We start from the raw sequence: 23,868 nt of genomic DNA on the forward strand, positions 1-23,868 counted from the left end.
TTCATCATGGTTTCAAAAAAAGCGGCGTTTTACAGTATGGCAATACCAGCGTTGCTACTGTTTTTCGCTTTTCATACCTTTCCAGCTCTACAGGGCATTTATTACGCATTTACGAATTGGGATGGGTATAGCGAAAGGTACGATTTTATAGGTTTTAAAAATTTTATCAACCTCTTTCAAGATGTCAATGTGATTAACTCCTATTTGTTTACGTTTAAATACGCGATCGTCGTTACGATATTCATTAATGTAATAAGCTTGCTCATTGCACTAGGTCTTAACTCACGTATTAAATACCGTAATTTCTTCCGGGGTGTTTATTTTCTCCCTAACGTGCTTGGCGTACTCATTGTCAGTTATATCTTCAACTATCTATTTTCCAACGTTGTTCCTACCATGGGGGAGAAATTAGGAATCGAGTTCCTTTCCACCAACATCCTGGGCAATGAACAATGGGCATGGATCGGGATCGTAATTGTAGCTGTATGGCAAGGCATTGCGTTTAATACGATTCTATATCTCTCTGGACTTCAAACGATTCCACAAGATATCTATGAAGCTTCCTCTTTGGACGGGGCCGGTAAATGGCAGACGTTTTGGAAAATTACATTTCCCATGATCTCCTCTTTTTTCACGATCAATATGGTCCTTGCCATGAAGGGATCCCTGATGGTTTTTGATCAGATCGTTGCATTGACAGGAGGCGGACCTGGTCGCGCGACTCAGTCCATTGCCTTCTTGATTTATCAAGGCGGCTTCCAAGGCGGAGAGTTTGCGTACCAATCCGCGAATGCCGTCATTTACTTTATCGTGATTGTCGTCATCTCTGTCCTACAGCTTAAATTTTTGCAGAAACGGGAGATGGAAGCCTAATGACCAAACACTCCACGAACTGGATCGTCTCAATTTTGATCGCACTGGGATCATTGCTCATTTTGTTCCCTTTATATATGGCGGTTGCCATTGCCCTAAAGAATCCGGAGGAAATGGCGAAATCGGTCTTTTCGCTGCCAACGGGGTTGCACTTTGAAAACTTCGCAAATGCGATTGAAGCGACCGACTTTTTCACGGCTTTTGGGAACAGCTTTGTAATTACCGTCTGTTCCGTTGGTTTCATACTTCTGACCAATTCACTCGTTTCCTATGCTATTGCGCGAAATATGAACAACAAGTTTTTTAAAGGTTTATATTTTTATTTCATCAGTGCCATGTTCATTCCATTCCAAATTATTATGCTTCCAATTGTAAAGCTGACAACGAATTTGCATATGAACAACATGCCTGGATTAATAATTCTCTACATCGTGTACGGACTTGCTTTTAACATTTTTGTTTATGTTGGGTATATCCGCACGATACCGATTGAATTGGAAGAAGCTGCTACAGTTGACGGTGCTTCCACGTACGGCACCTTCTGGCGCATTATATTCCCTCTTCTTGCGCCGATCAATGCGACTATCGCTATATTAAGCTGTTTGTCGACGTGGAATGATTTTATGCTGCCGCTTATTATTTTAGGCAAACCGGAATCATATACGCTTCCACTGGTGCAGTACGTATTTCAAGGCCAGTTCAGCACGGATTTCAACTTGGCTTTTGCCTCGTATCTGCTTGCGCTTGCCCCAATGGTAATCGTCTATCTGATTGCGCAAAAGTGGATTATAAATGGGATCACGCAAGGTGCTGTGAAGTAGAAAGTCACATCAGGAACACCCTGAGATATAGCAAATGGCAGTGCCCCTATTTCGGGCACTGCCATTTTTTCGATAAGTGTACATTCAACCAAATTGCCCTAGAGCATCTAATTATCTAGTAGACGTCCGTTATCGTTCCATTGACCGTACATATTGTTTTCTCTAGTATTGGTTATGAATTTGTCTAATCTGCTCCTGAACAATTCTGGTTGATTCTTATTGCTTTGAATTGTATCGATTCTAACTCTCTTATAAAGATCTGGAAATGCTATGAAATTATCGTAAACTTGCTTTTCCTCTTTTAGCCTTTGCTCTATCTCTTCATCTATTCTAAAAGTGTTGTGATTCATATCAGGAAGAACCCTTCTTCCTTCGTCGCTCATTAACCCCAACTTTTCGAGGCGGCGGACACGTTCTTTATTTAATTCAGTCCATGAACTTTTTTTAGTTCTAGGAGATAGTCTCTGAGCCAGCGCCGTTTCGGAAATCTTCTTCTTAACTCCATCGATCCATCCAAAGCACAAAGCTTCCTCGACCGCGTCCAAATATAACAACACATCGGTGGTGGGCGTCATACTAACCAAGACCCAGCAACACTTTTCCGTCTTGCAATTGTTCTGCAGCCATATTCTGAAATCTGCTCTCGATTTTACTGGAATAAAATTTTCAATTTCCACTGAATGACCGTTTGTTGGAAATAACTTTATCGAGGAACTTATCTGCGTCACTATTAAATTTCCAACCAACACCAAACTTATCAACCAGCATTCCGAAGCAGGAAGACCAAGGCATTTCTGATAACGGCATGATAACATAACCACCTACAGACAAATTAGCAAAGTAATTTTCCAGTGTCTGTGTATCATCGATAACGATACTAATCAGTAAATTATTGCCTTTAACCAACTCGCCCGTTACACGCTTCATCGAAGGCAGAATATCCGACATCATGATTTTCCCGCCTGCAAATTCGATGGAAGACTCCATAATCATAGTTAATTCATTTTCTGGCAATGGATAGTTTGGGTCTTGCGGGAAATCGCTAAATCTTACTTTTTTTACCTCCTTTGCGTGTAAAGCCTTTGAATAAAATTCAATGGCTTGTTCTGCGATCCCATCAAAGTTTAAATATGTAATAGCTGCCATAAAACCATACCTCCTTCTTGTGATAAATGAAGTATACTGGATAAGAGGTGACATACGTATGTCACCATTTAAAATAAAGTACAAAAATAGAGGGGGATATATGGAGAAGGTTGAAAGACTATTATCTATCATCATGATATTGCTGAAAAAAGATATCGTTTCAACTAAAATATTTGCACAATTATTTAACGTTTCCAAAAGAACGATTCTTCGAGATATGGAAACACTGAGTTTATCAAACATTCCGATCTATTCGGTCAATGGAATTCATGGCGGATATGGCATTATGGATGAATACAAGGTTGATAAACGTCTTCTAAGCAACTCAGACTTGGAGAATATATTGACTGCTCTCGGTGGATTGGGACAAATCCTAGTGAGCGAAGATGTTGAAGTGACCATAAAAAAAATAGAAGCCATGGTTAGTCCATCGTCTACGAAAGGTTCAATCCAACTGTCCTTTTATGAATGGGAGGGGCGGTCTGAGATTCTTCAAACCTTGAAGATATGCCAAGAATCGATATGGAAGAGAAGGTTGGTATCCTTTGATTATATAGATAAAAATGGCACCACTACGAATAGAGTTGTCGAGCCGTATCAGCTTCATTTTAGTGAATCGAGTTGGTATCTGAAAGGTTTCTGTTTGCATCGTCAGAGTTATAGAACTTTTAAATTATCGAGGATCGATCATCTTCTTATGGATGAAAACACCTTTACCCCTAGAGATTATGTATTGGAACAAGAACATGAAGCAAGTTATCAGCCGGCACTAGTCGCTATTAAGGCGTTGATTTCGCCGAGCATAAAAGATAGACTTCTTGAAAGGTACGGTCGAAAGAGCATTGAAACCTATAGTTCTGAATACTTCTTGGCCACCATCTATGTTCCTCAAAATAGTATTGGCTTTCAATTTTTAGCGAGCTTCGGGACAAATCTGGAAATCGTAGAGCCGAAATCCTACGTTAAAGAGTTTCAAGATTATTTGAATACAATGGTAGAGAAGTATACGTTAAAAGATTCAAAGGAGGAGTAACATGTTTGAGCATATCAATCAAACTTATGAAGGAATAAACTTTAGCAATCAAGATTTGAGGTATGGGGAGCTAATCAGCTGCACTTTTCATCGTTGCATATTTGCTAACGGATCGTTAGAAGAGATTACAACGAGGAACTGCCGTTTCGTTGAATGTAATTTTCGGGGTGCTTCCTTAAATAGCTCCATTCATAAGGAATCCGCGTTTGAGAATTGTAACTTTACCGAAGCCAATTTATTTGTCTCGAAGTTTGAAACATGCAAAATGACAGGTTCAGATTTCTCCAGTGCCCAATTAGATGGAATCACCATCTTCCAAGGAGATTGGTCTTATACGAATCTAAGAAGTGCCAGATTGGTTAAGCAAGATTTACGTGGAATTAAATTTTTAGAATCAGATTTAACGGAAGCTAATTTAGAAAAAGCCGACTTAAGAAATTGTGATCTTACGAGAACATTGTTAGCTAGAGCAAAATTACAGGGAGCTGACGTAAGGGGAGCTAAAATGGATGGAGTGGATTTCAAAAGCATCACGCTCAAGGGATTACGAATGGATACAGAGCAAGCCGTGTTGTTCACAATCTCGCATGGAGCCAAAGTGAATTGAATTGGACAAAATTTCAATCAAAACTATTGACGAGATAACCTACCGATGCTAATATAAATTAATTCCTACTGGATAACTTGGTATATTTTATCCGACAAATGATAGGGGAAATAGAGAACAGCAAGGATCGGGAGGGTAATCATGAAAAAAACAAGATTGATCAGTTTATTTGTTATTTTAGCTGTGTTCGGAAGTTTGCTTGCAGCCTGCGGACAAAAAGAGAGCAGCGGTGCGGCAGCAAGCCCGGCGGCAAGCGCGAAAGCAACGGAAGCGGCGAAAGGTGCTGCCGATTTAAGCGGAAAGAAAATTGCACTTATTATGCAATTCAATACAGGCACGTTCTCATCTCAATATGTTGAAGGTGTGAAAGAGCAAGTGGAAAAACTAGGCGGGAAAGTTACGGTATTTGTTGCCGATACGGATCTTGCCAAAATGGCTTCGAATCTGGATGCAGCCATTAACCAGAAATTCGATGGTATTTTGATCGACCACGGAACAGCTGAAGCACTTGAGGCTGGTGTGAAAAAAGCTGTCGAGAAGAAAATTCCGGTTGTTAGCTTCGACTCTATTCTCACTGTGCCAGGTGTAACTTCTCTAGAGCAAGGCGACCAAAAAATGGCCGAAGCAACTTTGGAGCAGTTGGCTAAAGATGCAGGCGGCAAAGGAAATATCGTGAAAGTATGGGTTGCCGGTTTCGCCCCAATGGAGCGCAGACAAGAAGCTTACCAAGCTTTCCAGAAGAAATACCCGGATATTAAAGAAGTAGCGGCATTCGGAACGGCCAAGGACCCTGCTTTGGATACCCAAACACAAATGGAAGCGATTCTTAAAAAGTACCCGAACAAAGGCGATATTACAGCGGTATGGGCAGCTTGGGATGAGTTTGCCAAAGGTGCTACCCGTGCGATTCAACAAGCAGGCCGTACGGAAATTAAAGTATATGGCATCGACCTTAGCGATGAAGATTTGCAGCTTCTGCAAGATCCGAAAAGCCCTTGGGTAGCGTCTGCTGCTGTAGATCCAAAAGATATCGGACGCGTTCAAGTCCGTTACTTGTACCAAAAGCTGCATGGCGATCAAACGCCTGAGAAAGTTGTTTTGGATCCTGTGTATGTCTCCAGAGAGCAATTGCCAAAAGATAAACAAGTGAATACAACGCAGCTTAGCGAATTTGTAAAAGGCTGGGGCGGAAGCCAACAAGGCTACACGGATTGGTTGAAAGCAGCAGAAAAAAAATAATCGGAACAACGAGGGTCCCATCGCCAAATCTGCGATGGGACTTTCAGATTGCTAAGAGAGGTGAAGGCGGATGTCGAGGAAGGATAGCGCAGCTTTATTGCAAATGAGTGGCATCTCCAAATCGTTTGCCGGCGTAAAGGCGCTGCAGGAGGTTGATTTTGACCTGCATGCAGGTGAAATTCATGCCTTGTTAGGTGCGAATGGAGCTGGGAAGAGCACATTGATGAAAGTTTTGTCCGGTGCATACACGTACGACATCGGTCAAATTGCCATAGGCGGTCAAACACAATCAATTCAAACGCCCAAGGAAGCAATGGCTCAAGGCATCTATTGCGTCTATCAAGAAGTGGATACAGCGCTGGTTCCTGAGCTTACTGTCACCGAGAACGTGATGATGGATCGAATGGTTCATGGCGGCGCTTGGGTTAGTTGGCGCAAGCTGCATAGCGAAGCTGAAGCGATTCTTGCCAAGATCGGCGCAACGTTTTCGGTACGGCGCAAAGTGGATGAGCTGAGTATTTCACAGAAGCAGCTTGTTTTGATTGCCAGAGCGATGGCGCACAAAGCGAAGATCATGATCTTCGATGAGCCGACAGCCCCTCTCAGTCTGGAGGAATCAGAGCGGCTATTTCAGATTATGGATAGCCTGAAGCAGGAGGGGGTGGGGATTATCTTCATCTCCCACCGTTTGCAGGAAGTGTTCCGGGTGTCCGACCGGATCACGATCATGCGCGACGGCCGCCAGGTGCTCACGCAGGCGGCCGCTGCCATGGACATCGCCGGCGTGATCGAGGCGATGCTGGGCAAGACCTTCACCGAGGAGTTTCCCAAAGCCAATGTGCCCATTGGCGAAACGCTCCTCGAGGTGAAGGGACTGCGCCGCGGCACGAAGGTGCGCGGCGTCAGCTTTGCCCTCCGCCGAGGTGAAATCCTCGGCGTCGTGGGGTTGGTCGGCGCCGGCAAGACGGAGCTGAGCCGGCTGATCTTCGGCGCCGATGCCGCGGACGGCGGCGAGGTGTGGCTTAGCGGCCGCAAGCTCTCGCTGCGCCAGCCAGGGGATGCCGTGCGCGCCGGCATCGCGCTTGTGCCCGAGGAGCGCCGCAAGCAGGGCGTCCTCGTAGAGGAGACCGTGAAGCGTAATCTGTCGCTGCCGATCTTGCGCAAGCTGAGCTCGCTGGGCTTCGTGCGGCAGCGCGAGGAAAGAGAACACGCCACGAAGATGGTGGCGCAGCTCGGCGTGCAGCCGAACGATCCGAACCGCGTCGTCAAACATTTGAGCGGAGGCAACCAGCAGAAGGTTGCCGTAGGCAAATGGCTGCCGACGAATGCCGACGTCTATATGTTTGACGAGCCGACCAAAGGTGTTGACGTTGGCGCAAAAAGCGATATTTTCCGCCTCATCGGGCAGTTGGCGGCAGAAGGCAAAGGCATTATTTATTTATCTTGCGAGCTAAATGAAATTATAGGAATTGCTGATCGCATTATAGTGATGAGTTATGGTTCTGTTGTGAAGGAGCTCACCCGAGAGGAAGCGACGCAGGATCTCATTTTAACGTATGCGAGTGCGGGGGAGGCCGAATAACATGAAAGAAAAAAGCTTGGATTTTTCCTTTAAATATGGCGCGTTATTCATTATTGCTTTGGTCATCGTCGTCTTTTCGATTATTAATGAAAATTTCATGACCTACGATAATATTGCCGATATTTTGCGTTCCATTTCCATTGTCATGTTCGTTGCTATTGGGGTGACGTTATCGCAAATTGTAGACGGCTTTGATTTGTCCGTAGGCTCGACGGTTTCGTTGGCGACGGTAGGTTCAGCGGCGTTGATGGTGTGGTACCAACAGCCTTTGATTATTGTCATTATTGTTCCGCTTATCATTGGAGCCGTTATCGGACTTTTGAATGCACTCTTGATTGTAAAGATTCGGATTCCGGATCTACTCGCAACTTTGGCTGTGATGTACATCATCGGCGGCGTTCAAAAGACCTATACGAAAGGCTTCTCCATCTATAACAATATGCGTTTCCAAGATGGGACCGTAGCTAAAGGGAAGTTCACGCCTGAGTTTCTATGGATTGGTCAAGGCAAGCTGCTCGGTGTTCCTGTGCCGGTTATTCTCATGCTGGTGGCTGTAATCGCCGTTCATATATTTTTGACGTATACACGTTGGGGCCGGCAATTGTACATGACAGGCGGAAATCGTGAAGCTGCCCGTTTATCAGGTATTTCCGTGAATAAAATTCGTTTGGCCGCGTACGTGCTATCGGGTATCTTTGCCGCGTTCGGAGGTATCCTCTATGCTTCTCGTGTAGGTTCCGGTCAAATTGACGCGGGTGCTCCTTTGCTGATGGAAGCCGTTGCTTCCGTATTTGTGGGTTATTCCGTGCTTGGTGCCGGAAAGCCGAATGTGATCGGAACGTTTTTCGGAGCTGTTTTGATCGGGATTTTGCTGAATGGTTTGACGATGCTGAATGTTCCTTATTTTGGCTTCGACATTGTCAAAGGCGGCGTACTCGTGCTTGCTTTAGCGATTACGTTTGTTCATTTAAATCGCAAGAAAGCTTAAGAATGCTTTGGGGGGGGGGGGAGCTTCGTCTACCAACGATTCCTCCCCAGTGGGAACTACAGGGTGCTATTTCTACGAAATAGCGCCTTTTTCGCGCGGAGGGGAACTGTGGGCCGTTATTTGTCCGTTTTCTTGAAGAAATCGGGTTTAGGCGGGCAAATAAGGTCCTATAGTTCCGCTGAACGCGGAAACGGACTTATTTTGCTAGAATAGCTGCCTGTAGTTCCTCAAAGGTGGACGACGAAGTCGTTTATCCCTGTTAAATTATATAATTCCAATTGATTAACTATGAATTATATTCTATGATAACATATAACAAATTCAGGAAAGGAACATAAATCCAGGAAATGTCCATTATCGGACAAAATTCGCTAAAGTGTCAACTATTTAGTTGTAAAGGGGGAGATGAGCATAACTACTCTAAGATCAGATCGCCGAGTTCATAAAACGAGACAACATATTACCCATGCATTCTTGACGCTTTGTGATAAGAGAGATTTTGAGGACATTGTCGTGAGGGATATTACAGATGCTGCGGATATTAGTCGATCCACCTTTTATACCCACTTTCAAGACAAGTACGATCTGCTTGAACAAATCATGAAAGATAAGCTTGCTGAGTTATTCCGTTTATACGAAAACAATAAAACGCAAATATTGAGATATGTACCGCATCATGAAGTCCCTGATCCCTACTTCCTGTTGCTTTTCATGCACTTGTCCGAGCAAGCACCCATTTATCGTGTGCTGCTTTTCCGTTTGCCACATTTACGGTTTGAAGATCGTATGAGTGAAACGATCCAGCACACGATAGGTCAAAGGGTTGACAATAATCGAATGGATCAGAAGCAGCCGATTCCATTGGATATTTTGCTGGTAAGCATGGCATCTTGGATTGTTGGTATGATCTTAAACTGGTTAAAACAAGGGATGATTTATTCACCCAACTATATGGCAATTCAATTAAGCAGAATAGCATCAATTGGCTTCTATCAGGCTATGAGTTTATAGGTACACAATTGAACGGATTGTGTTTGGTTTGATAAAATAAACGAGTCAAAATCATTCAATATGTCCGAAAAGCTTCATTTTATTCCTTTTTGTTTGTTGACCGGGCTGCGTAGGATGGATATGATGAAGTCAATACCTGAGTTAATTCATCGGAATTATGGAATTTCGAAAAGGTAGGAGTGAGAGCTTGAGAGGCGAAAGGTTTATAAAAAGTTTGAATGATGGCCGAACGGTATGGCTGGGTGGCAATAAAGTCACTCATCTCGACACGCATCCTGCCTTTCGCGGAACATTATCAACAATACGAAGTTTGTTTGATTCGCTTGACGACCCTGAGCTTCGAGATCAGGTAGGTTATCGAATCAAGGGCAGGGAGGCTTATGCCCACAGTTCGTTCCTTGTTCCCTATACGCCGGAGCAGCTTGCAAAGAGAAGCCAATCCTTCGCCTTTTGGTCCAAACAATGCAATGGCATGATGAGCCGGCTCTCTGACTATGCCCGTTCTTTCATAACGGGATGGTACGCTGCACGCCACGAGCTCGATCGATTAGAACCGGGTTTTGCGCAAAAAATTACAGCTTACTATGAAACGGCCAGAGACAACGATCTTTTTTTGACGACAGCCATCATTGATCCCCAAATTGACAGATCGAGCGGATTGGACGATAACAGAATCGCATCCCGTTTTCTGCATGTGGTTAGGGAGACAAGCGAAGGAATTGTAGTCAGAGGAGCTAAAATGATTGCGACTGGTGCGCCGTATACGCATGACTTTGTTATTTTCTCTTTTCTCAAATTGGAACAAGCCCATCGAGAGCATGCTCATGTCCTAATAGTGCCAGCGAATTCTGCAGGCCTTCATATCGTTTGCCGGCAATCCTATGCGAGCGATAAAGCGCATGATGCACCTCTTAGCGCAAGATATGACGAAATGGATGCCGTCTTGTTCTTCGATGATGTCTTGATTCCTTGGGAACGCGTACTCATGTATGGTGATGCTGATAAGGTCATGGCGCTTAGGGCGAATACGACGGCAAATGCACTAGCGTTTCATCAGAATGTCGTGCGCTATGTTGCGAAGCTCGAATTTATTACCGGCGTTACATTTGCTGTTGCGGAAGCGATTGGTGTAGTCGGGTTTCTCCACATTCAAGAGAAGCTTGGCGAGTTGTTGACGCAAATCGATACCATGAAGGCGCTTGTCATTGCTTCTGAAGCACAAGCCAAATATGATGAGAACGGCGTTTTGGTTCCGGAGTTGTCCTTTATAAACACGGCCAGAAATATAGGAACAAAATTTTATCCACGTGCTGTTGAGATTTTACAGCAGATTGGCGGTGGCGGGTTTGTTCAAGTCCCCTCTAGTATTGAAGATTTCTATGGCACTATATCTGAGTTAATGAGCGAGTACTTCGAGGGAGCCACGGTTAGTGCTGAGAAAAAGGTGCAGTTGTTCAAGCTCGCCTGGGATTTGGTGGGAAGCCCGCTTGGTTCCAGACATGAACTGTATGAGAGATTTTACGCCGGGGATCCTGTACGAGGTTTTGCGAATCAATATTTGACTCACGATAAAGAAAGTTTAACCGCTCCGATTTGGAAACTCATTAAAGAGTCGGCAAAGCGGGGAGCTGCGAATGGAAGTTAATTGATTATACGAATTGTCAACCGGACAACCGGAGACCTTCTGCCTTATAGGGCGGATTAGGTCTCCTTTTTAATTTGATGAAAGGATGGATTGTATAATGGAAATTTTCTGGTTTATACCGACACATGGAGACGGACGATACTTGGGCACGGGAGAAGGAGCAAGAGAGGTAGATTTGGATTATGCTACCCAGATTGCCAAGGCGGCTGACACGCTTGGCTTCAGCGGCGTATTGCTGCCAACCGGAAGATCATGCGAGGATGCTTGGGTAACAGCCTCTGCGCTAATTCCGGCTACAAAGCGGTTAAAGTTTCTTATCGCCCTGAGGCCAGGTCTGATGTCACCGACTTTATCGGCAAGGATGGCGGCCACTTTTGACAGGTTGTCTCAAGGGAGATTGCTCATCAATATCGTAACTGGCGGAGATACCTCCGAAGCAAGAGGCGACGGACTGCTGCTTGATCATGATACTCGCTATGAGCTTACCGATGAGTATTTGACGATCTGGAGACAGCTTATGCAGGGGAAGCAGATCGACTTCGATGGATCTCATATCACGGTGGAAAAAGCGAAAATTATGTATCCGCCGGTTCAAACGCCTTACCCGCCACTTTATTTCGGAGGTTCATCGCCTATCGCTCAGCAAATCGCTGCGGATCATGTGGATGTATATTTAACGTGGGGTGAAACGCCTAAACAAGTCAAAGAAAAAATCGAGACGGTTCGGGAGCTAGCTGCAAAAAGCGGAAGGAAAGTTCGCTTCGGAATAAGGCTGCATGTCATTGTCCGAGAAACGGAAGAGGAGGCTTGGGCGGCTGCAGACCGTTTAATTTCGAACTTGGATGACGCGACTATTGCTAAAGCACAAGCATCCTTCGCCAAAATGGACTCCGTCGGACAAAGGCGGATGTCAGAGCTGCACGGAGGAGATCGCAGCAAGCTCGAGATCAGCCCTAATCTCTGGGCAGGTGTCGGCCTCGTCAGAGGCGGGGCAGGGACGGCATTGGTCGGCGATCCGGACACGGTGGCGGAGCGAATGTTGGAGTACCGTGAGCTGGGTATTGAAACGTTCATTATGTCCGGTTACCCTCACTTGGAAGAAGCTTACCGAGTGGAAGAGCTGCTTTTTCCCAAACTTCCACTTAGCAACAGGGAGGCGCCTAAAGAGAAATATGCGTTCGTCAGTCCATTCGGTGAAATGGTGGCAAACGATATTTTACCAAATGTGGATAATAGGTCGCTAGCATCTTCTTGAAAGCTTGAGGCTACCGAATAGATTGGGAACAAGGAGGAGTAAAATGGGAATAACCGAAGGTGTTTGGGGCAGCAGCCCGTCGGACAACTACGAGAGACTGGCAGAGCGTTTCCGACCAACCTTTCAACGAATTCGCGAAGGGGCTGTTAATCGGGAAATGAGCCGTAAACTTCTTCATGAAGAGATGGAATGGCTAAAGGAGTGCGGCTTCGGGACCGTTCGCATTTCGCAGGAGGATGGTGGGTTCGGTGTTACGCTTCCCGAATTATTTGGACTGCTGATTGAGTTGTCAGAAGCGGATTCCAACGTCACGCAAGCGCTGCGGATCCACTTCGGCTTTGTCGAGAGAATATTAAACTTGCCGGATGGAGAACGCAAGCAACGATGGTTAAAGCGGATTGCAGACGGTGCGATCGTCGGGAATGCTTTGACGGAGATCGGAGAAAACAAGGTGGGAAGCTATGCAACCACGTTGTCCGAGACGGAGGATAGACTTCGCTTAAATGGGGTTAAATATTACTCCACGGGCACGATTTATGCAGACTGGATCGTAGTTAGTGCTACGGCTGGAGAAGACGACATCGTCTCAGCTATGGTTCCAGCTGCGGCGGATGGCGTTGATATTGTCGATGATTGGGCAGGCTTCGGGCAAACGCTGACAGGCAGCGGCACGACGAAGTTCGTCAATACACCGGTCGAGAGAGAGGATGTATTCGACCGAGAAACCTACACCAAGTATGGCACCGCGTTTGCCCAAATGGTTCATCTTGCAACGCTCTCAGGCATATCCAGAGCGGCTGCGAGGGACGTTGCAAGTGCGGTTGCTGAACGGCGGAGAACGTACTCGCATGCATCAGCCGCCCGGGCAGGCGAAGATCCTCAAGTGCTACAAGTTGTGGGACGTACGCACAGTCAGGCTTATGCTGCAGGAACAATCGTGCTGAAAGCGGCCGAAGCTGTACAGCGCGCGTACGAAGCCCAGTCGTCGGAAGACGCCGGATACGCGGATAGGGCGAATCTCGAAGCAGAGGTGGAAGTAGCTCAAGCGCAGACGATTGTCGCGAGACTGACACTCGAGGCCACTGCCGCAATTTTCGATGCACTGGGCGCTTCTGCGACAGCCAGATCGAAGGCGCTTGATCGCTATTGGCGGAACGCTCGGACGATCGCTTCACATAACCCCTTAATCTATAAAGAACGTATTATAGGTGATTACGTTGTTAACGGCATGCGGCCACCATTCGCTTGGCAAACAGGAATAGGTGAAGCATCTAATACCGACCAGACAACTGGGGACAACGACGTTCGGCTGAAGCCGCCGTCCTAGTCTCTTTTTTTATATAAAATATCAGATCAAAGGAGTGGTAAAAAAAGATGAAAAAACCAGCCATACTCACCACCATGTTCGTTATCCTCGCCCTCACGTTCCTTCTTGCAGCTTGCTCGAAAACGGATAAGGCAAGCACGAACGCTGCTGCTCAGCCAGCTGCCAGCTCGAAAGCTGCAGCGACCGCTAATCCCGAAGATAAGGTGATTCATCATGTGATGAGTGATGCGGGGTTCAACGGAGAGATTGTCAAAATATTAAAAGCGGAATTAGCCAAGGACGGTTATACGCTTGACTATGTCATTGTAAACGACATTATCCAACCCAATAAAATCGTCAACGACGGCCAGGCGGATACGAATTCGTTTCAGCACGAGGCGTATTTTGATCAATTCGTGAAGGATCAGGGTCTCAAGAATATCTCGAGAGCTTTTTACACAACGTTCACCCCTTCAGGCTTGTACTCTAAAAAATATAAGTCTTTCAAAGACGTTCCCGACGGCGCAATCATCGGTATTCCTGTCGATCCCGCAAACAATGGACGCGCGCTATTCATGCTTCGTGATCTGGGACTGCTGAAATTGAAGGATGGCGTGGATGTCATCCATGCGACGCTGAAAGACATTACGGATAATCCGCATAAGTACAAATTTAAAGAAGTCGACCAATTGATGCTGCAGCGGACGCTTGACGACGTTGACGTAGGTTTCTTGTTTGCCGGAACTGCGGTTCAGATTGGTTATAAACCAAAACAGGACGCTTTGGCGTTGGAGACAGGAAAAGACTTGCCGTATAAAGGAATCGTGGCAGTGAATAACAAGCTGTTAGGCACTCCCAAAGTCAAAGCGCTGCAAAAAGCTTATGAGAGCCAGGCAATAAAAGATTTCTATAAGGAAAAATACGGAGATGCCATTGAAACATTGGAAGGTTTGAATAAATGACGAAGGGGAGGGTTTTCCATGATCACCCTGCAAAATATAAGCAAAACGTTCACCACTGCCGGGGGACCGCTGCATGCGGTATCCTCCGCTTCGCTGCAAATTGAAGAAGGCGATATTTATGGATTGATCGGGTTTAGTGGAGCGGGAAAGTCCACTCTGCTGCGTACGATCAATCTGTTGGAGCGGCCTGACGAAGGCAAGGTCATTGTTGACGGCGAGGAATTGACGAAGCTTCATCTGCGCGAGCTGCGGAAGAAAAGACTTTCGATCGGAATGATCTTTCAGCATTTCAACTTGCTTAACAATTTAAATGTGTATGACAATGTGAGCTTCCCGCTTGAAATTGCCAAGGTACCCAAAGCCGAACGGCATAAACGCATTGAGAGTTGCCTCGAAATGGTCGGTTTATCCGACAAGGCAAAGGCGTACCCAGCTAAGCTGAGCGGTGGACAGAAGCAGAGGGTCGCAATTGCCCGGGCGCTAGCCAACAACCCCAAAATTCTACTGTGTGATGAGCCGACTTCTTCGGTTGACCCGCAGACGACAGGCAGTATTTTGGCTGCATTGAAGGAAATTAACCGCAATCTGGGCATCACAATTGTCATTGTTACTCATGAGATGAACGTCGTGAAAGCAATCTGCAATAAAGTGGCGGTCATGGAGCATGGGAAAATTGTGGAGATATTTGATTTAAGTGAAAAAAATATTGTACCTCAATCCAACATCGCACAGTATTTGTTCAACAACGAGATCTCGTTGGAGAGAGAACTGGAGGCCAACTATGTTTGATAACATAGCAACTGCTTGGCCTGAACTTATTGAGGCGCTTCTGGAAACACTCTACATGCTTATTTTGACGATTCCAATTGCCGTTGCCATCGGTACACCGTTAGGGACGATCTTATTCCTGACTCGGCCCGATTCTTTTCTCAAATGGCCTAAGTTTTATCTCATTTTGAATGGATTCGTCAACCTGATTCGTTCGTTTCCTTTTTTAATCCTGATGATTGCGATTATTCCATTCACCCGGCTTGTCGTCGGTACAGCGCTTGGTACAACAGCAGCTACCGTGCCGATGATCATCAATGCGGTACCTTATTTTGCAAGATTTATCGAGCAAATTTTGCTGGAAGTCAATCGCGGTGTGGTAGAAGCAGCTGAGTCGATGGGGGCAAGCAAATTCCAGATCGTTTGGAAAGTGTTATATACGGAAGCCCGTTCCGGTATTGCAAATGCGATTACGATTGTTACCGTCAGTTTCCTCTCCTATTCTACGGTTGCGGGACTAGTCGGCGGCGGCGGCATCGGTGACTTTGCCATCCGGTATGGTTACTACCGTTATCAAACGGATGTGATGTTCGTTACAATCGTCATTATGGTGTTGTTCGTGCAGGTTTTTCAATTCACTGGCAACTATATTGTACGCAAACTGGATAAACGGTTGTAAAGAAGGGGGGAAATCAACATGCCCAAAAAAATCCACCTTAATGCCTTTGAAATGAACTGCGTCGGCCATATCGCACACGGCTTATGGCGGCATCCCGACAGCAACCGGCATCGCTACACAGATATCCGTTATTGGACGGAGTTGGCGCAATTGCTGGAACGTGGGAAGTTTGACGCCTTATTTTTAGCTGACGTAGTCGGGGTATATGATGTTTACAAGCAAGGACCGGAGACGGCAATTCGTGAAGCCGTACAAATTCCTTGCAACGATCCCTTTCTTGTTGTGCCGCCGATGGCGCTCGTTACCAAACATCTGGCCTTCGCCGTCACCTTCTCCACGACATACGAGAAGCCTTTCAGCCATGCGAGGCGGATGTCGACACTCGATCATTTAACGAAGGGCAGAATCGCTTGGAACGTAGTGACCTCGTACTTGCCGAGCGCTGCGCGTAACTTCGGGATGGATCAAATGATCAAGCATGACGACCGCTATGAAATTGCCGAAGAATATTTAGACGTTTCCTATAAACTCTGGGAAAGCAGCTGGGAAGACGATGCCGTAATTCGCGATGTCGAAAATGGCGTGTACACGGACCCGAATAAAGTGCATCATATTCATCATGAGGGGAAATATTTCAAAGTTCCCGGACCGCACTTAAGCGAACCGTCCATACAACGGACGCCGGTTATTTATCAGGCCGGCAGTTCAGCACGTGGTCGCGCATTTGCAGCGAAGCATGCGGAAGCCGTCTTTCTTGGCGGTGGGAACGTTCAAACGCTGAAACGATATGCAGCGGATATTCGTGCACAGGCCATCGCCTTCGGCCGTGATCCGAGTCATATCAAACTGATGACCGGTTTGTTGGCCATTGTAGGGCGAACGCAAGAGGAAGCGTGGAGCAAGTTTGAGAGCTTTCAAAAACTGTACAGTTTAGAAGGTGTATTGGCTCATTATGGGGGAGGAAGCGGCTATGATTTGTCCGCATACGAACCGGGAGACGTGTTAGCCTACACAGAAACGGACCATGGGCAGACTGCAGCAGCACAATTTACGAAGGACAGCCCGCGTCCGAAGACCGTCCGGGAAGTCATGGAAACCTTAGGGACGCTTGGGGGACGGGGACTGTTCGTCGTCGGGACGCCGGAAGAGGTAGCCGACAAAATGCAATTTTGGGTAGAGGAGACGGGGATCGACGGGTTTAATGTCACGCAGATTATCTCCCCGGATACATTACGCGATTTTGTGGAGCTCGTCATTCCTGAACTGCAGCGTAGAGGTTTGTTTCGGGAAGAGTATGAGGAATCGACATTAAGGGAACGTTTGTTTGGTTTTGGCGTAAACAGATTGCCGGAAGATCATCCCGGCGCCGCTTACCGTAAGCAGCCTACTTTGACCTGATAGGAGGATAAGTATGTCAATAAAAATAGATGCTCTACCGCAGCCAGCGACTGACATTCCGAATGCCATTGATCTCGCCTATGAGTTGGGAGAACTGCCATTCGATTTGCGGCGAAGAGGCATTCCGGTCTTGCGGGATGCTGGATCCGGCAGACTACGAATTAAGGCAGGGACAGCCGATGAATTGGAGCTCCGAATGGAAGTGGCATCGGTTGTTCTTCAGCGGTTAGCCATGAAAGAGGAGCTCCAGATTATCGGACTTCAGCAGCAGGATCGGCGAAGTGTCATTCTCGTGCATTCGGATTCACCGTTAAGAACGGCCGCCGATTTAAAGGGTGCGAAGCTTGGGATCGCTGCGAAAATCAACCCGGATGACAGTCTTCGAAAACGTAATGCGGCAAAGCTCGTGGATGCTGCACTGCAAAAAGTGGGAATTGCGGCAGCACGGCCGAAATGGATTGAACTTCAAAGCGAACAGGCTGCGGACGGAGTCCATCCTGGGAGGGAGCTCCGCGCTCTGCTGAGCAAGGAAGTCGATGCCGTGTATGCCGACTGGGCACTCTCCGAAGAGTCCCGACGGCTTCTGGGCATTCGTGAACTGGAAGGCTTCAGCATTCATACTCCCGTACTGACAATACTGACTGCCTCGGCGGGGGCGAATCTGATTCTAGAGCATTCCGTTGAGGTTGAACGTTTGCTCGCCCATATATCCCTAGCTTCCGATTGGGCTATCGATCATCGTACGGAAGCGCATCGGCTTGCATCCAAACAGCTCGGAATATCCGAGAATGCCATCCCTTTCATTTTTTCCGAAGACCTGCATAAGCAATTCGGAGTTAACGTTTCGGATGATAAATGGAGCAGACTTGTCAATCTCAAGAAGGAGATGCAAGATGACGGAAGTCTGCAAGGTGATTTTCCTCTAGAAGAATCGCTTGATCGGGCTATCCTTCAAAACGCACAATTGCTTGTTGATAGCGGGGAACTTGAGCGCCCACAAAGGGAATCGCTCTCGCAATTGGCTGAGCGCGATCTGCCGATTTCTTTTTTCAATGAGCGCCCAAGGGCACATTTGCTCCAAGGCGACGAGGAAGCGCTGGCGGCAGCGCGATTGTTTGCAGAGGAAATTCGCCCCGGCGCTTCGGACCGGGACCGCGGACGAAAGCTGCCTTTACGCGAAATACGGCGTTTGGCAGAATTAGGCTTGCTTGGACTTGTCGTACCGAAAGAATACGGAGGTCCGGATGTATCCACTCGAACGCTTGTGGACATCTTTAAGATCATCTCGCACGCTGACGGGTCCATCGGGCAAATTCCACAAAATCATCACTTTTTCGTAAAAACGATAGAGTTAATTGGCAGTAAGGAGCAGAAAAACTTCTTTTTCCGGGAAGTATTAAATGGTGCCCAGTTTGGTAACGGTTTAGCGGAACGCAGCAGCAGCAAAGGTGCAAGAAAGATCACGACAACAGTTCGTAAACTGGATGGCGAGGATGGCTTCGTACTAAACGGAAGTAAATATTATACGACGGGTGCACTCTATTCGCACTGGATTCCGGTTACGGCACTGAACGAAGATGAACAAAGAATGACTGCTTTCGTTCCTAGACACGCGCCTGGGGTAACGGTGCTCGATGACTGGTCGGGTATCGGCCAGCGGACAACTGCGAGCGGCAGCGTTGTGCTCAGAAATGTGAAAGTGCCGGAGAACTGCTTGCTGCCCCATTTCCAAATATTTGAAGGTCCCCAATACTTTTCTGCGTTCGGGCAAATCATGCACGCCGCCATTGATATCGGCATTGGGCGAGCAGCCTTAGAGGACGCAGCGGCGTTCGTTCGCGATTACACGCGTCCGGCGTTCGGCAGCGGCGTAACGCGAGCGAGCGAAGAGCCCGATCTGATTCGCCGCTTCGGTGAGCTAGGCATTCGTCTGCAAGCGGCGGAAGCTTTGCTGGATCGAGCTGCCGATGCGATTGACCACGCGCGCAAGGAGTTGAATGCGGAAACCGCCGGCAAGGCTGCACTGACGGTTGATTCGGCCAAATGGCTCGTTACGGAAACAGCGATCGAGATCACGAACGCGCTTTTCGAGGTTGCAGGTACTTCGTCCATGGATCGCAAACATAATTACGACCGCCATTGGCGGAATGTTCGCATTCATACTTTGCATGATCCGGCTCGATTGAAGCTGCATCATGTCGGCAAGTGGTTTCTAAACGGGGTTTATCATGAATACAAGATGTAATGGTATAATGGAAGGAGGGAAACACGGGACTATGCCCAAGCGAATCATCATGAACGCATTCGATATGAACAGTGCGATGCACAATTCACACGGTTTATGGAAACATCCGGATAGTGAAAGGCATCGCTATACGGATTTGGAATACTGGGCAGAGATGGCCAGGCTGCTTGAACGCGGCAAATTTGATGCGCTGTTTCTTGCAGATGTCGTCGGTATCTATGACGTTTATAAGGCGAGCGGGGATCCGGCTATTAGAGATGCCGTTCAAGTGCCCCTAAACGATCCGGCACTCATCGTTCCTGCGATGGCGAGTGTCACGGAGAATCTGAGTTTTGCCGTTACGGTGACGACCACTTATGAACATCCCTATGCGCATGCCAGGCGGTTCACTACACTCGATCATCTGACTAACGGGCGAATCGCGTGGAATGTCGTGACCTCCTATTTGCCCAATGCGGCTTTGAATCATGGTCTGGATAAAATGATCAAGCACGACGACCGGTATGAGGTTGCGGATGAATTCTTGGAAGTTGCCTATAAGCTTTGGGAAGGCAGTTGGGAAGACGAAGCCGTGGTGCGTGACACTGCCCGTGGTGTATACGCAGAGCCGGCAAAGGTTCACCGCATTGATCACGAAGGCCGGTTTTTTCGCGTGCCTGGACCGCATCTTAGCGAGCCTTCTTTGCAGCGTACGCCTGTTCTGTACCAGGCGGGGAGTTCTGAGAAAGGACGGGCATTCGCCGCTAAGCATGCGGAGTGCGTCTTCGTTGGCGGCAACTCGAAGGAATCGCTTAAAGCAAACATTCAAGACATACGGAACAAAGCAGAGCAATTAGGCAGGGATCCGCAAAGTATCAAAATGTTTACGGGCTTGAACGTCATCGTTGGAACGACGCGGGAAGAGGCGGAAGCAAAGCTGCGAGAATACGCCGCTTTATGGAGCCAAGAAGCGGCACTTGCGCAATTCGGCGGCTCTAGCGGCTATGATTTATCAGCCTACGATCCAGATTCCTATCTAGAGTATCGGGCAACCGATCATGGTCAGAGCCGTGCGGCTCAATATACCAAACATGTCCAGAACCGCCTCACCGTTAAGGAGATAATGGAACGTATAGGTACTTTAGACAAGGGACAGGGCCGCTTACTCGTGGGTACACCAGAGCAAATCGCCGACGATATGCAGGAGCAAGTGGAGGAGAACGGCCTGGACGGGTTTAATCTTGCGCATTTGATTACTCCAGGGAGCCTGCGTGAGTTTGTTGATCAGGTCGTACCAGAACTACAGCGTCGTGGCGTATACCAACTGGACTACGAAGCGGGGACGCTGAGGGAGAAATTGTTTGGAGCGGGGAAACGGCTGCTCCCGGCTAGCCATCCTGCGGCGCAATACAGGAGAAACCTTGAATACACGAGATAGAACGAAGGAGGGCAAGGATATCGCATGAAGTACAAGACAGTTGGAAAAACGGGTATTCAAGTTTCGGAGCTCTGCTTCGGAACGATGTCTTTTGGCGGCAACGCCGACAAGGAAACATCCAAACAGTTGTTCTATCGCTGTTTGGACAAAGGCATTAATTTCTTTGATACCGCTGACGTATACAGCAGCGGAGTGGCTGAAGAAATATTAGGGGAACTGATCGTGGGCAAACGAGATGAACTGGTCCTTACGTCAAAGGCTGGCTTCCCGTTTGGCTCCGATCCTAACGCACGCGGAGCCTCGCGCAGACATTTGTTCTTATCTGTAGAACAAAGCTTGAAACGGCTTCAAACAGACCGCATTGAATTTTATTTCATTCATCGCTTTGATTCACTGACCTCCATTGAGGAAACCGTGCGTGCTTTGGATGACTTGCGGAAGCAAGGGAAAATCTTGTATCCTGCCGTCAGTAACTGGGCTGCTTGGCAAATTGCGAAGGCGCTTGGCATTTCGGCCAAAGAAGGCTTGGCAAGTTTTGAGCTGATTCAGCCGATGTACAATCTCGTTAAACGACAAGCAGAAGTCGAGATCCTGCCGCTGGCTGAATCCGAGAAACTTGGCGTCATCAGTTATAGCCCACTTGGCGGGGGACTGCTGACAGGGAAGTATGGTAATGGCAAGAAGCCCGCAGCCGGCAGGCTGGTGGATCAGGGCAACTATACGAAGCGTTATGGTGACGAGGCTTATTACGATATTGCAGATAGATTCGCAGCGCATTCGCGTGAGAAGGGGATTCATCCAGCTACATTAGCGGTTGCTTGGGTGCTTAGCAACCCGGCAATTACGTCGCCGATTATCGGTGCGCGCAGTGTGGAACAGTTAGAGCCCTCTCTAGCTGCGGTGGATGTGGATTTCACGAATGAATGGCGTAAAGAAGTTACCGCGTTGTCGATTGATCCTCCGATCGCAACAGATCGCAGCGAAGAGGCTTCTATCAATTAGTTTATAAGTCCTGACTTCTTAAGGAGTCAGGTTTTCTCTTTTTTGAAATAATTCCGACTAAACCTATTAACATTATTGTATAATCGGTTAGGATATTTATAACAGATAGTGGAAGCGTGGAACGAAGATTCGAATTGAATGGAGGAGTCGAACATGAAGACGGTTGCGATTATTGGCGGAAGTCAAACGAATACTTTCAAAAAAATGGGTGAGAAGCGAGGTCTAATTGTTGAGCACCATACGGGTAAAACGGGTGGAGGCTCCATTGAAAATCATTTTAAACGAATCATTCATCAGGCGGATGTCATTATTATTTTAAAAGGCGCAATCAAACATACTTCGATGTGGGCGGTGAGAGAGCTCGCAGAAAAAATGGGCAAAAAGATTGATTACCATGATGGTTTTGGTGCAACGGGAGCGATCGAGAAGGCTTTACAGTTAAGTTGAGTTAATGATTCTTGGTATATCTTTATATCTGATTCTGACCGGAAAACCGGAAGCATGGATGCTGAATCCATGCTTTTTTTCATTCGAACGAAAGGAGCATAACAATGGGAATATTACTGGATTCCGTTAAATTTCTCAAAAAGCAAAAATCCGACTTGAAGACAAAACCAGTACATGTATACCATGTTGAGGAGTTATTTGACGAGGATCGTGGTCCGTCGATTCAATCTATTATCAATTCTGAATTTTGGTATGTGAATCATCCGAAAGGATTCATTATGGAGGAGTGAATATCTCGGAATCGCTATGAATGTACCTTTTTTGCGTCCAAACGCTATTAAGATTTTAAGTTTTGTTTTCAACTATTCGCACTTGTAGCTATAATAGGATTTAAAAAGAAATTAGGGGTGTATGACAGTGGATTACATAATTCATACAACATTTGAACCATTACATGAGCTTATCAACAGTCTACATACCTATATTTGTCGTAAATCATATAAGAAGATTGATTTAACTTCAGCCTGGGCAAAGGAAACTCGCAAGCGCTTAACACCCGAATTCGCTTCGCTGCTGGATCAAACGGAGGTCGATTCGAATTGGAAATTGACGTATCTTCTTGTTCACTTATGCCCGGATAAACAGCAGGTCAATCAATTTCTTTCCTGGTTGGAGGGTTTGAGCCCTGGTGATTTATATGAGTTGATGTCGGAGTACAGCAGTCAATTTCCGGATAATATGGCTGCTTTCAGATCAAAGACGTTATCCCTCTTCTCCCAGTGGAATGAGCTATATTTTCAGCATATGGACCCCTTAATCATCCAAAGGCTTCAAGGCGAGGCCGAAGATCGCAAAGCCTTACAGCCAACAATGGAGCCTAGTGCTTTTGTCGATAAAACGACGAATGGGTTATGCTTTAAGCCAATGAAAGGATTGGAAAAATTACTATTAATTCCACAATATCATTTTCAGCCTATTAATGTCATTTCTTCGTTTCGTCAATTAACGATCTGCAATTATGCGGCAAGAATATATTTCAATGACGAGGAGGATTTACCCCCTCATGAATACCGGATTATTCGAAGCCTAGCGGAGATGAGCCGTTTGAAAATTTTAAGATATCTGCATCAGGGGCCGCGAAGTTTTATTGAAATTGTCCGTCATCTTCAATTATCCAAAGGCATTACACACGATCACATCTCGAAGTTGCGAAGTGCAGGGCTCATTTACGCACATTTCGAAGGCGAGACATTAACGGAGTACAGTTTAAGAGAGGATGCCCTGCTGCACTTACAGAACAAACTAACTTCTTATATCAAAAACGAATAATAGAATAGAAAACATAAAGAAATCATTTTCACTTCGGCTTTCGAAGAGGAAATGATTTTTTGTAGTTTCATAAGTTTCTTCTTTGTAAGAAATATTTATTAGTTCTCTCTTTACA

At 46.7% G+C, this 23,868-nt stretch carries 23 protein-coding genes; 21 read left to right on the forward strand and 2 right to left on the reverse strand.

What is annotated here, in order from left to right:
- Positions 1 to 6 precede the first annotated feature (6 nt).
- Together ACUN27_RS08975 and ACUN27_RS08980 are read left to right on the forward strand one after the other, a co-directional pair.
- Entirely contained in the window at positions 7 to 873 is an 867-nt protein-coding gene (locus ACUN27_RS08975) for a carbohydrate ABC transporter permease (RefSeq protein WP_326061260.1), read from the forward strand.
- Complete coding sequence (locus tag ACUN27_RS08980) at positions 873 to 1,694, forward strand: carbohydrate ABC transporter permease (RefSeq protein WP_315951925.1); 822 nt, start codon at positions 873 to 875, stop codon at positions 1,692 to 1,694. Before ACUN27_RS08975 ends, ACUN27_RS08980 begins: the two co-directional genes overlap by 1 nt.
- A gap of 107 nt (positions 1,695 to 1,801) precedes the next feature.
- On the opposite strand, the gene ACUN27_RS08985 is transcribed toward ACUN27_RS08980, so the two are convergent.
- Positions 1,802 to 2,371 (reverse strand): YdeI/OmpD-associated family protein, encoded by a 570-nt coding sequence (locus ACUN27_RS08985; protein ID WP_315951924.1) that lies wholly within the window; start codon positions 2,369 to 2,371, stop codon positions 1,802 to 1,804.
- Positions 2,361 to 2,840, reverse strand: coding sequence for a VOC family protein (locus tag ACUN27_RS08990; RefSeq protein WP_445558772.1), 480 nt, complete (start codon positions 2,838 to 2,840; stop codon positions 2,361 to 2,363). Before ACUN27_RS08990 ends, ACUN27_RS08985 begins: the two co-directional genes overlap by 11 nt.
- 100 nt (positions 2,841 to 2,940) lie before the next feature.
- Between ACUN27_RS08990 and ACUN27_RS08995 the strand changes: the two genes are divergently transcribed.
- The 19 genes from ACUN27_RS08995 to ACUN27_RS09085 all read left to right on the forward strand — a co-directional run bounded on the left by ACUN27_RS08995 (position 2,941) and on the right by ACUN27_RS09085 (position 23,753).
- Positions 2,941 to 3,873: a helix-turn-helix transcriptional regulator gene (locus ACUN27_RS08995; protein WP_326061261.1), complete on the forward strand. Its 933-nt coding sequence runs from the start codon at positions 2,941 to 2,943 to the stop codon at positions 3,871 to 3,873.
- A gap of 1 nt (position 3,874) precedes the next feature.
- Positions 3,875 to 4,480, forward strand: a complete 606-nt coding sequence (locus ACUN27_RS09000) for a pentapeptide repeat-containing protein (RefSeq protein WP_315951921.1) — start codon at positions 3,875 to 3,877, stop codon at positions 4,478 to 4,480.
- Positions 4,481 to 4,621: 141 nt separating this feature from the next.
- The gene (locus ACUN27_RS09005) at positions 4,622 to 5,719 is read left to right on the forward strand and encodes a sugar ABC transporter substrate-binding protein (RefSeq protein ID WP_315951920.1); all 1,098 of its coding nucleotides are present in this window, start codon (positions 4,622 to 4,624) and stop codon (positions 5,717 to 5,719) included.
- Positions 5,720 to 5,822: 103 nt separating this feature from the next.
- A complete protein-coding gene (locus ACUN27_RS09010; RefSeq protein ID WP_315951919.1) occupies positions 5,823 to 7,301 on the forward strand; it encodes a sugar ABC transporter ATP-binding protein in 1,479 nt (492 codons plus the stop codon).
- A 1-nt stretch (position 7,302) separates the two neighbouring features.
- The gene (locus ACUN27_RS09015; RefSeq protein WP_315951918.1) at positions 7,303 to 8,289 is read left to right on the forward strand and encodes an ABC transporter permease; all 987 of its coding nucleotides are present in this window, start codon (positions 7,303 to 7,305) and stop codon (positions 8,287 to 8,289) included.
- Positions 8,290 to 8,694: 405 nt separating this feature from the next.
- Positions 8,695 to 9,300, forward strand: a complete 606-nt coding sequence (locus ACUN27_RS09020; protein ID WP_315951917.1) for a TetR/AcrR family transcriptional regulator — start codon at positions 8,695 to 8,697, stop codon at positions 9,298 to 9,300.
- 187 nt (positions 9,301 to 9,487) lie between these two features.
- A complete protein-coding gene (locus ACUN27_RS09025; protein ID WP_445558773.1) occupies positions 9,488 to 10,945 on the forward strand; it encodes a 4-hydroxyphenylacetate 3-hydroxylase family protein in 1,458 nt (485 codons plus the stop codon).
- Between the two features lie 97 nt (positions 10,946 to 11,042).
- The gene (gene ssuD / locus ACUN27_RS09030) at positions 11,043 to 12,200 is read left to right on the forward strand and encodes an FMNH2-dependent alkanesulfonate monooxygenase (RefSeq protein WP_315951915.1); all 1,158 of its coding nucleotides are present in this window, start codon (positions 11,043 to 11,045) and stop codon (positions 12,198 to 12,200) included.
- Positions 12,201 to 12,243: 43 nt separating this feature from the next.
- Positions 12,244 to 13,527, forward strand: a complete 1,284-nt coding sequence (locus ACUN27_RS09035; protein ID WP_315951914.1) for an acyl-CoA dehydrogenase family protein — start codon at positions 12,244 to 12,246, stop codon at positions 13,525 to 13,527.
- Between the two features lie 47 nt (positions 13,528 to 13,574).
- Entirely contained in the window at positions 13,575 to 14,468 is an 894-nt protein-coding gene (locus ACUN27_RS09040; protein WP_315951913.1) for a MetQ/NlpA family ABC transporter substrate-binding protein, read from the forward strand.
- A gap of 18 nt (positions 14,469 to 14,486) precedes the next feature.
- Positions 14,487 to 15,257 (forward strand): methionine ABC transporter ATP-binding protein, encoded by a 771-nt coding sequence (locus tag ACUN27_RS09045; protein ID WP_315951912.1) that lies wholly within the window; start codon positions 14,487 to 14,489, stop codon positions 15,255 to 15,257.
- Entirely contained in the window at positions 15,250 to 15,915 is a 666-nt protein-coding gene (locus ACUN27_RS09050) for a methionine ABC transporter permease (protein ID WP_315951911.1), read from the forward strand. Before ACUN27_RS09045 ends, ACUN27_RS09050 begins: the two co-directional genes overlap by 8 nt.
- A gap of 18 nt (positions 15,916 to 15,933) precedes the next feature.
- Complete coding sequence (locus ACUN27_RS09055) at positions 15,934 to 17,313, forward strand: LLM class flavin-dependent oxidoreductase (RefSeq protein WP_315951910.1); 1,380 nt, start codon at positions 15,934 to 15,936, stop codon at positions 17,311 to 17,313.
- A gap of 13 nt (positions 17,314 to 17,326) precedes the next feature.
- Positions 17,327 to 19,558, forward strand: a complete 2,232-nt coding sequence (locus ACUN27_RS09060) for an SfnB family sulfur acquisition oxidoreductase (RefSeq protein ID WP_315951909.1) — start codon at positions 17,327 to 17,329, stop codon at positions 19,556 to 19,558.
- Positions 19,559 to 19,589: 31 nt separating this feature from the next.
- Positions 19,590 to 20,975, forward strand: coding sequence for an LLM class flavin-dependent oxidoreductase (locus tag ACUN27_RS09065; RefSeq protein WP_315951908.1), 1,386 nt, complete (start codon positions 19,590 to 19,592; stop codon positions 20,973 to 20,975).
- Positions 20,976 to 20,999: 24 nt separating this feature from the next.
- On the forward strand, positions 21,000 to 21,977 hold the full coding sequence (locus tag ACUN27_RS09070; RefSeq protein ID WP_315951907.1) for an aldo/keto reductase: 978 nt from the start codon (positions 21,000 to 21,002) through the stop codon (positions 21,975 to 21,977).
- Between the two features lie 153 nt (positions 21,978 to 22,130).
- Positions 22,131 to 22,424, forward strand: coding sequence for a DUF2325 domain-containing protein (locus tag ACUN27_RS09075; RefSeq protein ID WP_445558774.1), 294 nt, complete (start codon positions 22,131 to 22,133; stop codon positions 22,422 to 22,424).
- 104 nt (positions 22,425 to 22,528) lie between these two features.
- A complete protein-coding gene (locus ACUN27_RS09080; protein WP_315951906.1) occupies positions 22,529 to 22,714 on the forward strand; it encodes a hypothetical protein in 186 nt (61 codons plus the stop codon).
- Positions 22,715 to 22,835: 121 nt separating this feature from the next.
- Positions 22,836 to 23,753 carry an ArsR/SmtB family transcription factor gene (locus tag ACUN27_RS09085; protein ID WP_315951904.1) on the forward strand — a complete coding sequence of 306 codons (918 nt, stop codon included), beginning with the start codon at positions 22,836 to 22,838 and terminating at the stop codon, positions 23,751 to 23,753.
- Positions 23,754 to 23,868 lie beyond the last annotated feature (115 nt).

This window comes from Paenibacillus sp. WC2504, from assembly GCF_052682475.1.

Coding starts and splice junctions, on each gene's coding strand:
- ACUN27_RS08975 (WP_326061260.1), top strand. CDS start 7: ATGGTTTCAAAAAAAGCGGCGTTTTACAGTATGGCAATACCAGCGTTG.
- ACUN27_RS09050 (WP_315951911.1), top strand. CDS start 15,250: ATGTTTGATAACATAGCAACTGCTTGGCCTGAACTTATTGAGGCGCTT.
- ACUN27_RS09000 (WP_315951921.1), top strand. CDS start 3,875: ATGTTTGAGCATATCAATCAAACTTATGAAGGAATAAACTTTAGCAAT.
- ACUN27_RS08990 (WP_445558772.1), bottom strand. CDS start 2,840: ATGGCAGCTATTACATATTTAAACTTTGATGGGATCGCAGAACAAGCC.
- ACUN27_RS09085 (WP_315951904.1), top strand. CDS start 22,836: ATGACAGTGGATTACATAATTCATACAACATTTGAACCATTACATGAG.
- ACUN27_RS09035 (WP_315951914.1), top strand. CDS start 12,244: ATGGGAATAACCGAAGGTGTTTGGGGCAGCAGCCCGTCGGACAACTAC.
- ssuD (WP_315951915.1), top strand. CDS start 11,043: ATGGAAATTTTCTGGTTTATACCGACACATGGAGACGGACGATACTTG.
- ACUN27_RS09040 (WP_315951913.1), top strand. CDS start 13,575: ATGAAAAAACCAGCCATACTCACCACCATGTTCGTTATCCTCGCCCTC.
- ACUN27_RS09010 (WP_315951919.1), top strand. CDS start 5,823: ATGAGTGGCATCTCCAAATCGTTTGCCGGCGTAAAGGCGCTGCAGGAG.
- ACUN27_RS09020 (WP_315951917.1), top strand. CDS start 8,695: ATGAGCATAACTACTCTAAGATCAGATCGCCGAGTTCATAAAACGAGA.
- ACUN27_RS08980 (WP_315951925.1), top strand. CDS start 873: ATGACCAAACACTCCACGAACTGGATCGTCTCAATTTTGATCGCACTG.
- ACUN27_RS09065 (WP_315951908.1), top strand. CDS start 19,590: ATGCCCAAGCGAATCATCATGAACGCATTCGATATGAACAGTGCGATG.
- ACUN27_RS09075 (WP_445558774.1), top strand. CDS start 22,131: ATGAAGACGGTTGCGATTATTGGCGGAAGTCAAACGAATACTTTCAAA.
- ACUN27_RS09055 (WP_315951910.1), top strand. CDS start 15,934: ATGCCCAAAAAAATCCACCTTAATGCCTTTGAAATGAACTGCGTCGGC.
- ACUN27_RS08995 (WP_326061261.1), top strand. CDS start 2,941: ATGGAGAAGGTTGAAAGACTATTATCTATCATCATGATATTGCTGAAA.
- ACUN27_RS09070 (WP_315951907.1), top strand. CDS start 21,000: ATGAAGTACAAGACAGTTGGAAAAACGGGTATTCAAGTTTCGGAGCTC.
- ACUN27_RS09080 (WP_315951906.1), top strand. CDS start 22,529: ATGGGAATATTACTGGATTCCGTTAAATTTCTCAAAAAGCAAAAATCC.
- ACUN27_RS09005 (WP_315951920.1), top strand. CDS start 4,622: ATGAAAAAAACAAGATTGATCAGTTTATTTGTTATTTTAGCTGTGTTC.
- ACUN27_RS09015 (WP_315951918.1), top strand. CDS start 7,303: ATGAAAGAAAAAAGCTTGGATTTTTCCTTTAAATATGGCGCGTTATTC.
- ACUN27_RS09060 (WP_315951909.1), top strand. CDS start 17,327: ATGTCAATAAAAATAGATGCTCTACCGCAGCCAGCGACTGACATTCCG.
- ACUN27_RS09045 (WP_315951912.1), top strand. CDS start 14,487: ATGATCACCCTGCAAAATATAAGCAAAACGTTCACCACTGCCGGGGGA.